The organism is Reyranella sp. (assembly GCF_036558665.1).
Taxonomy (GTDB): Bacteria; Pseudomonadota; Alphaproteobacteria; order Reyranellales; family Reyranellaceae; genus Reyranella.
Map to the genome: position 1 here is coordinate 37562 of NZ_DATBFE010000083.1, position 6144 is coordinate 43705.

The 6144-nt window shown below is 62.1% G+C and carries 4 protein-coding genes; all 4 read left to right on the top strand.

Annotated features, from left to right (window positions below; genetic code table 11):
• The first annotated feature begins 21 nt into the window (after positions 1-21).
• The 4 genes from tig (at position 22) to lon (ending at position 6088) form a co-directional block, all read left to right on the top strand.
• Positions 22-1365, top strand: coding sequence for a trigger factor (gene tig / locus VH499_RS14120; protein WP_332053380.1), 1344 nt, complete (start codon positions 22-24; stop codon positions 1363-1365).
• A 74-nt stretch (positions 1366-1439) separates the two neighbouring features.
• On the top strand, positions 1440-2087 hold the full coding sequence (locus VH499_RS14125) for an ATP-dependent Clp protease proteolytic subunit (RefSeq protein ID WP_332053381.1): 648 nt from the start codon (positions 1440-1442) through the stop codon (positions 2085-2087).
• Between the two features lie 139 nt (positions 2088-2226).
• Positions 2227-3498, top strand: a complete 1272-nt coding sequence (clpX, locus tag VH499_RS14130) for an ATP-dependent Clp protease ATP-binding subunit ClpX (RefSeq protein ID WP_332053382.1) — start codon at positions 2227-2229, stop codon at positions 3496-3498.
• Positions 3499-3679: 181 nt separating this feature from the next.
• Positions 3680-6088, top strand: coding sequence for an endopeptidase La (gene lon, locus VH499_RS14135; protein WP_332053383.1), 2409 nt, complete (start codon positions 3680-3682; stop codon positions 6086-6088).
• Positions 6089-6144: the final 56 nt, after the last annotated feature.

Here is a 6144-nt window from a genome sequence, read left to right on the forward strand (position 1 = left end):
GGAAATGATGGAAGTGAGATCATGCAAGTCACGGAACTCCCGGCGGAAGGCCTGAAGCGGCAGTTCAAGATCGTCGTTCCCGCCGACGACCTGTCGGCCAAGGTCGACGAGCGCCTGACCGAGCTTGCGCGGACCGCCCAAATGCCCGGCTTCCGCCGCGGCAAGGTGCCTGTGGGTCTGCTGAAGAAACAGTACGGCCAGGCCCTCTATGGCGAGGCGTTGGAGCAGGCGGTCAACCAGAGCACCGCCAAGGCCATCGAGGATCGCGGCCTGAGGCCCGCACTGCAGCCCAAGGTCGATCTCAAAGAGCTGGGCGAGGGCAAGGATGTCGAGTTTGAGGTTGCGCTCGAGATATTACCCGAGATCGGCAAGCTCGATTTCTCCGACATCGAGTTGGAGCGGCTCAAGGCCGAGGTTCCGGAGAAGGAGGTCGACGACGCTCTTGCGCGCATCGCCAAGGCCAATCGCGAGCAAAGGCCGGTCGATCCGCCGCGTCCGGCGCAAAAGGGAGACGCGATCAAGATCGATTTCGTGGGCTCCGTCGACGGCGTCGAGTTCTCCGGGGGCAAAGCTGACGACTACGTCCTCGAGATCGGTTCGGGTTCCTTTATCCCCGGATTCGAGGATCAGCTGGTGGGTGCCGAGGTCGGCAAGCCGGTCGACGTGAAGGTAACCTTTCCCGCCGACTACGGAAACAAGGAGCTGGCGGGCAAGGAGGCCGTGTTCAAATGCACGGTGAAGGAGATCCGTGAATTCGTCGATAAGCCGGCCGACGACGAGCTGGCGAAGAAGAGCAACTTCGAGAGTCTCGACGCCATGCGCAAGGCGGTGGGCGAGCGGATCGGCCAAGATTATGCGCAGATCTCCCGTTCGATGATCAAGCGCCAGCTCCTCGACAAGCTGGCCGAAAGCCACAAGTTTGCCGTTCCCGAGGGACTGATCGACAGCGAATTCAACGCGATCTGGCAGCGTATCGAGCAGGCCAGGAAGGATGGCGAGAAGCTCGAAGACGACGAGGACAAACAGCGCCGGGAGTACCGCGACATTGCCGAACGCCGGGTGAGGCTCGGCTTGCTGCTGGCCGATGTCGGCCGTTCCAACAGCATCGACGTCACGCCGGAAGAGCTCAATCAGGCGGTGATGCGCGAGGCGATGCGCTATCCCGGTCAGGAGCGGCAGGTGCTGGAATTCTACGGCAAGAATGCCGAGCTCAAGGAGCAGCTTCGTGCGCCGATCTTCGAAGAGAAGACGGTTGATTTCATTCTCGAACTCGCCAAGGTGACCGAGAAGGCGGTTACCCCCGAGGAACTGATGAAAGCGGCCCGCGAGACCGACGAGCAAGCCGCGCCGGCGGCCACCAATTGATCAGCGTCGGTGGCCTTGAACGGGGCCGTCGGCGCTGCCACTTTTCAGTCGTCAGTTCATAGGGGGTTTCGGCGATGAGCCGCGAACGCGATCCGCTGGAGGTCTACAACAACTACTACGTGCCGATGGTCGTCGAGCAATCGGCGCGTGGCGAGCGCGGTTACGACATCTGGTCGAGGCTGCTCAAGGAGCGCATCATTTTCCTGAACGGGCCGATCGAGGACAATGTGGCAGGCCTGGTCTGCGCCCAGCTTCTCTATCTGGAAGCCGAGAACCCCACCAAGGACATCTCCTTCTACATCAACTCTCCCGGCGGCGTGGTGACGTCCGGCCTCGGCGTCTACGACACCATGCAGTATGTCCGGCCACAGATCTCGACTCTGGTGTTCGGCCAGGCGGCATCGGCCGGCTCGCTGCTTTTGATGGCAGGCGCCAAGGGCAAGCGGTTTTCGCTGCCAAACGCCCGGATCATGATCCACCAGCCTTCCGGCGGGGCCCAGGGCCAAGCGACCGACATCGAGATCCACGCCAAGGAAATCATCCAGACCCGGGCACGATTGAACCAGATGTACGTTCATCACACGGGCCGGACGATCGAGGAAATCGAGCGGGCGATGGAGCGCGACAAGTTCTTCTCCCCGTCGGAAGCCAAGGAATTCGGCCTGATCGACGACGTTCTGGAGAACCGGCCGGTGCCGACCATCCAGGCGGCCGCCTCCTAGGGGCCGCGACCAATTGCTTTCTATTCGCAGGCCGACACACTATATTTTGGGGTTGTCGCCCTCTGGGAGGCGCGTTTAACATAGTCTTGTGTGCGGGCTCGCCGGCAGCGAGCCCCCCAAGCGGAGGTGCGTTACCGACATGCCAGCCGCCAAGTCCGGGGGCGATTCCCGCAATACCCTCTATTGCAGCTTCTGCGGCAAGAGCCAGCACGAGGTCCGTAAGCTCATTGCCGGCCCGACCGTGTTCATTTGTGATGAATGCGTCGAACTTTGCATGGACATCATCCGGGAGGAAAGCAAGACCACCCTGGTGAAATCCAAGGACGGCGTTCCTTCGCCCAAGGAAATCCGCCAGATCCTCGACGACTACGTTATCGGGCAGGACCAGGCCAAGCGTATTCTGGCCGTTGCAGTGCACAATCACTACAAGCGGCTAAGTCACGGCGGCAAGGCCAACGAGGTCGAGATTGCCAAGTCGAACATCCTGCTGATCGGCCCGACCGGCTGCGGCAAGACCCTGCTGGCACAAACGCTTGCCCGGATGCTGGACGTCCCGTTCACCATGGCCGACGCCACGACCCTTACCGAGGCGGGCTACGTGGGCGAGGATGTCGAAAACATCATCCTGAAGCTCCTGCAGGCGGCGGACTACAACGTCGAACGGGCGCAGCGCGGCATCGTCTACATCGACGAAGTCGACAAGATCAGTCGTAAATCCGACAACCCTTCGATCACGCGCGACGTGTCGGGGGAGGGCGTCCAGCAGGCCTTGCTCAAGATCATGGAGGGCACGGTCGCTTCCGTGCCGCCGCAGGGCGGGCGCAAGCATCCCCAGCAGGAGTTCCTGCAGGTCGATACGACCAACATCCTGTTCATCTGTGGCGGGGCCTTCTCTGGCCTCGACAAGATCATTTCGCAGCGTCGGCAGGGAACGTCGATCGGGTTCGGCGCTGAGGTGCGCGGTCCGGACGATCGGCGCACCGGCGAGGTGCTGCGCGACCTCGAGCCCGAAGACCTGCTGAAGTACGGGTTGATTCCGGAGTTCGTCGGCCGCCTGCCGGTGGTCGCCACGCTCGAAGACCTCGACGAGGGCGCGCTGATCGAGATTTTGACCCGCCCGAAGAATGCGCTGCTGAAGCAATATCAGCGTTTGTTCGACATGGAGAATGTAAAGCTGAAGTTTTCCGACGATGCCCTGCGCGCGGTTGCCCAGAAGGCGATCCTGCGCAAGACCGGCGCGCGCGGCTTGCGGTCCATCATGGAGACCGTGCTTCTCGACACGATGTACGACTTGCCGTCGCTCGATGGTGTCGACGAGGTGGTGATCAACCGTGAAGTGATCGAAGGGCGCGCCCAGCCGCTTTACGTGCATGGCGAGCGCAAGGAAGGCATCGCTGCTGCGCCGGCCTGAGTTTTGCTGCGCTGGTGGCAATTGCAGCCGCCAGCGGTCCTGTCCCAGGGCCTTGAACGGATCTCCGTTTGAGCCAATCTCTGCAACTGAGTGTGCGTTGCTTTCTGCCGTCAATCGCCCGCGTCATGGGGGTTACGGCCGGGGTGCGCGACAGCTCTAACAGTGTATGTAGCGAGGCATCATGAACGCCCCCAGCCAACAAGGCACCGTCTACCCCGTCCTGCCATTGCGCGACATCGTCGTGTTTCCAGGGATGATCGTCCCGCTCTTCGTCGGGCGCGAGAAGAGTGTGAAGGCGCTCGAAGAAGTGATGAAGGACGACAAGCAGATCCTGCTGATCGCCCAGAAGAACGCCACGCAGGACGATCCCGGCCCGAACGACATCTATGGCATCGGCACGCTCGGTACGGTGCTGCAGCTCCTCAAGCTGCCCGACGACACCGTCAAGGTCCTAGTCGAGGGCGGCAAGCGCGTGCGCATCGCCGGCTATACGGACCGCACGGACTTCTTCGAGGCGCGTGCCGTCGAGATGGAGGAGGTCGCCGGCGATCCGGCCGAGCTCCAGGCTGCTGCGCGCACGGTCGTCTCGGAATTCGAAAACTACGTGAAGCTGAACAAGAAGGTGCCGCCCGAGGTCGTCGTCTCGATCAACAAGATCGAGGAGCCGGCCAAGCTCGCCGACACGATCTCGGCGCATCTCGCGCTCAAGGTCGCGGACAAGCAGCAGCTCCTGGAACTCGACGCGGTGTCGAAGCGACTGGAGCGAATTCTCGGCCTGATGGAAGGCGAAATCGGCGTCCTGCAGGTCGAGAAGAAGATCCGTAACCGCGTCAAGCGTCAGATGGAGAAGACGCAGCGGGAATACTATCTCAACGAGCAGATGAAGGCGATCCAGAAGGAGCTCGGCGAGACCGAAGACGGCCGCGACGAGATCTCCGAGCTGGAGAAGCGCATCAAGAAGACGCGCCTCAGCAAGGAGGCGCGCGAGAAGGCCAATGGCGAGCTGAAGAAACTGCGCACGATGAGCCCGATGTCGGCCGAGGCGACGGTGGTGCGCAACTACCTGGACTGGCTGCTCTCGATCCCGTGGCGCAAGCCGACGAAGATCATCAAGGACCTGAAGTATGCCGAGGACGTGCTGAACGCCGACCACCACGGCCTGGAGAAGGTGAAGGAGCGTATCCTCGAGTATCTTGCGGTCCAGCAGCGCGTCGACAAGATGAAGGGCCCGATCCTCTGCCTCGTCGGTCCTCCAGGCGTCGGCAAGACCTCGCTCGGCAAGTCGATCGCCAAGGCGACCGGGCGCAACTTCGTGCGCATGTCACTCGGTGGCGTTCGTGACGAGGCCGAGATCCGTGGGCATCGCCGGACCTATATCGGCTCGTTGCCGGGCAAGGTCGTTCAGAGCATGAAGAAGGCGAAATCGTCGAACCCTCTGTTCCTGCTCGACGAGATCGACAAGCTTGGTGCGGATTTTCGCGGTGATCCGTCGTCGGCCTTGCTCGAGGTACTGGACCCCGAGCAGAACTCGACCTTCAACGACCACTATCTCGAGATCGACTACGATCTGTCCAACGTGATGTTCATCACCACGGCCAACTCGATGCGCATGGCGCAGCCGCTGCTGGACCGCATGGAGATCATCCGGCTGGCGGGCTACACCGAGGACGAGAAGGTGGCGATCGCCCGCAAGCATCTGATCCCCAAGCAGGTCGAGGCCAACGGGCTCAAGGACAACGAGCTCGACATCCATGACGATGCCGTGCGCGATCTCGTGCGCTACTACACGCGCGAGGCCGGTGTGCGTAACCTGGAACGCGAGATCGCCAACTTGGCCCGCAAGGCGACCAAGGAAATCCTCATGAAGGGGACGTCCAAGGTCAAGGTTACCGCCAAGAACCTCGACAAGTATGCCGGCGTCCGGCGTTTCCGCTACGGTGAGGCGGAACTCGAGGATTTGGTGGGCATTACCACCGGCCTTGCCTGGACCGAGGTTGGCGGCGAGCTGCTGCAGGTCGAAGCCGTGCTGGTGCCTGGCCGCGGACGTGTCACCGTGACCGGCAAGCTGGGCGACGTCATGCAGGAGTCGGTGCAGGCGGCGAACGCCTATGTCCGCTCGCGCGCGGCCGCCTTCGGCATCAAGCAGGCTATGTTCGAGAAGCGCGACATCCATGTGCACGTGCCGGAGGGGGCGACGCCCAAGGATGGTCCGTCGGCTGGTGTCGCCATGATCACCTCGATCGTGTCCGCCTTGACCGGAAATCCGGTCCGCAAGGAAGTGGCCATGACGGGCGAGATCAGCCTGCGTGGCCGGGTTCTGCCGATCGGCGGCCTCAAGGAAAAGCTGCTGGCGGCGCTGCGCGGCGGGCTCAAGACCGTACTGATTCCGAGCGAGAACGAAAAGGATCTCGCCGAGATCCCGGACAATGTGAAGCGCGATCTTAAGATCGTACCGGTGAATACCGCCGACGAAGTGCTGCTCCACGCTCTCGCCGGACCGCTTACCCCTGTCAATTGGGAGGAGGAGAGCGAGACCGCGCCCGTAATGCCCGCGCCAAGCGAAGAACGGCCGGGCGTACTAACGCATTGATTTACATAAACGGTCGTTATCGCCGGTTGTCCAACTTCAAGTGCGGCGGCGATAAC

What these genes read in the sequence shown, in the direction of transcription:
- tig (WP_332053380.1), top strand. Translation starts at nt 22, where the DNA reads ATGCAAGTCACGGAACTCCCGGCGGAAGGCCTGAAGCGGCAGTTCAAG.
- VH499_RS14125 (WP_332053381.1), top strand. Translation starts at nt 1,440, where the DNA reads ATGAGCCGCGAACGCGATCCGCTGGAGGTCTACAACAACTACTACGTG.
- clpX (WP_332053382.1), top strand. Translation starts at nt 2,227, where the DNA reads ATGCCAGCCGCCAAGTCCGGGGGCGATTCCCGCAATACCCTCTATTGC.
- lon (WP_332053383.1), top strand. Translation starts at nt 3,680, where the DNA reads ATGAACGCCCCCAGCCAACAAGGCACCGTCTACCCCGTCCTGCCATTG.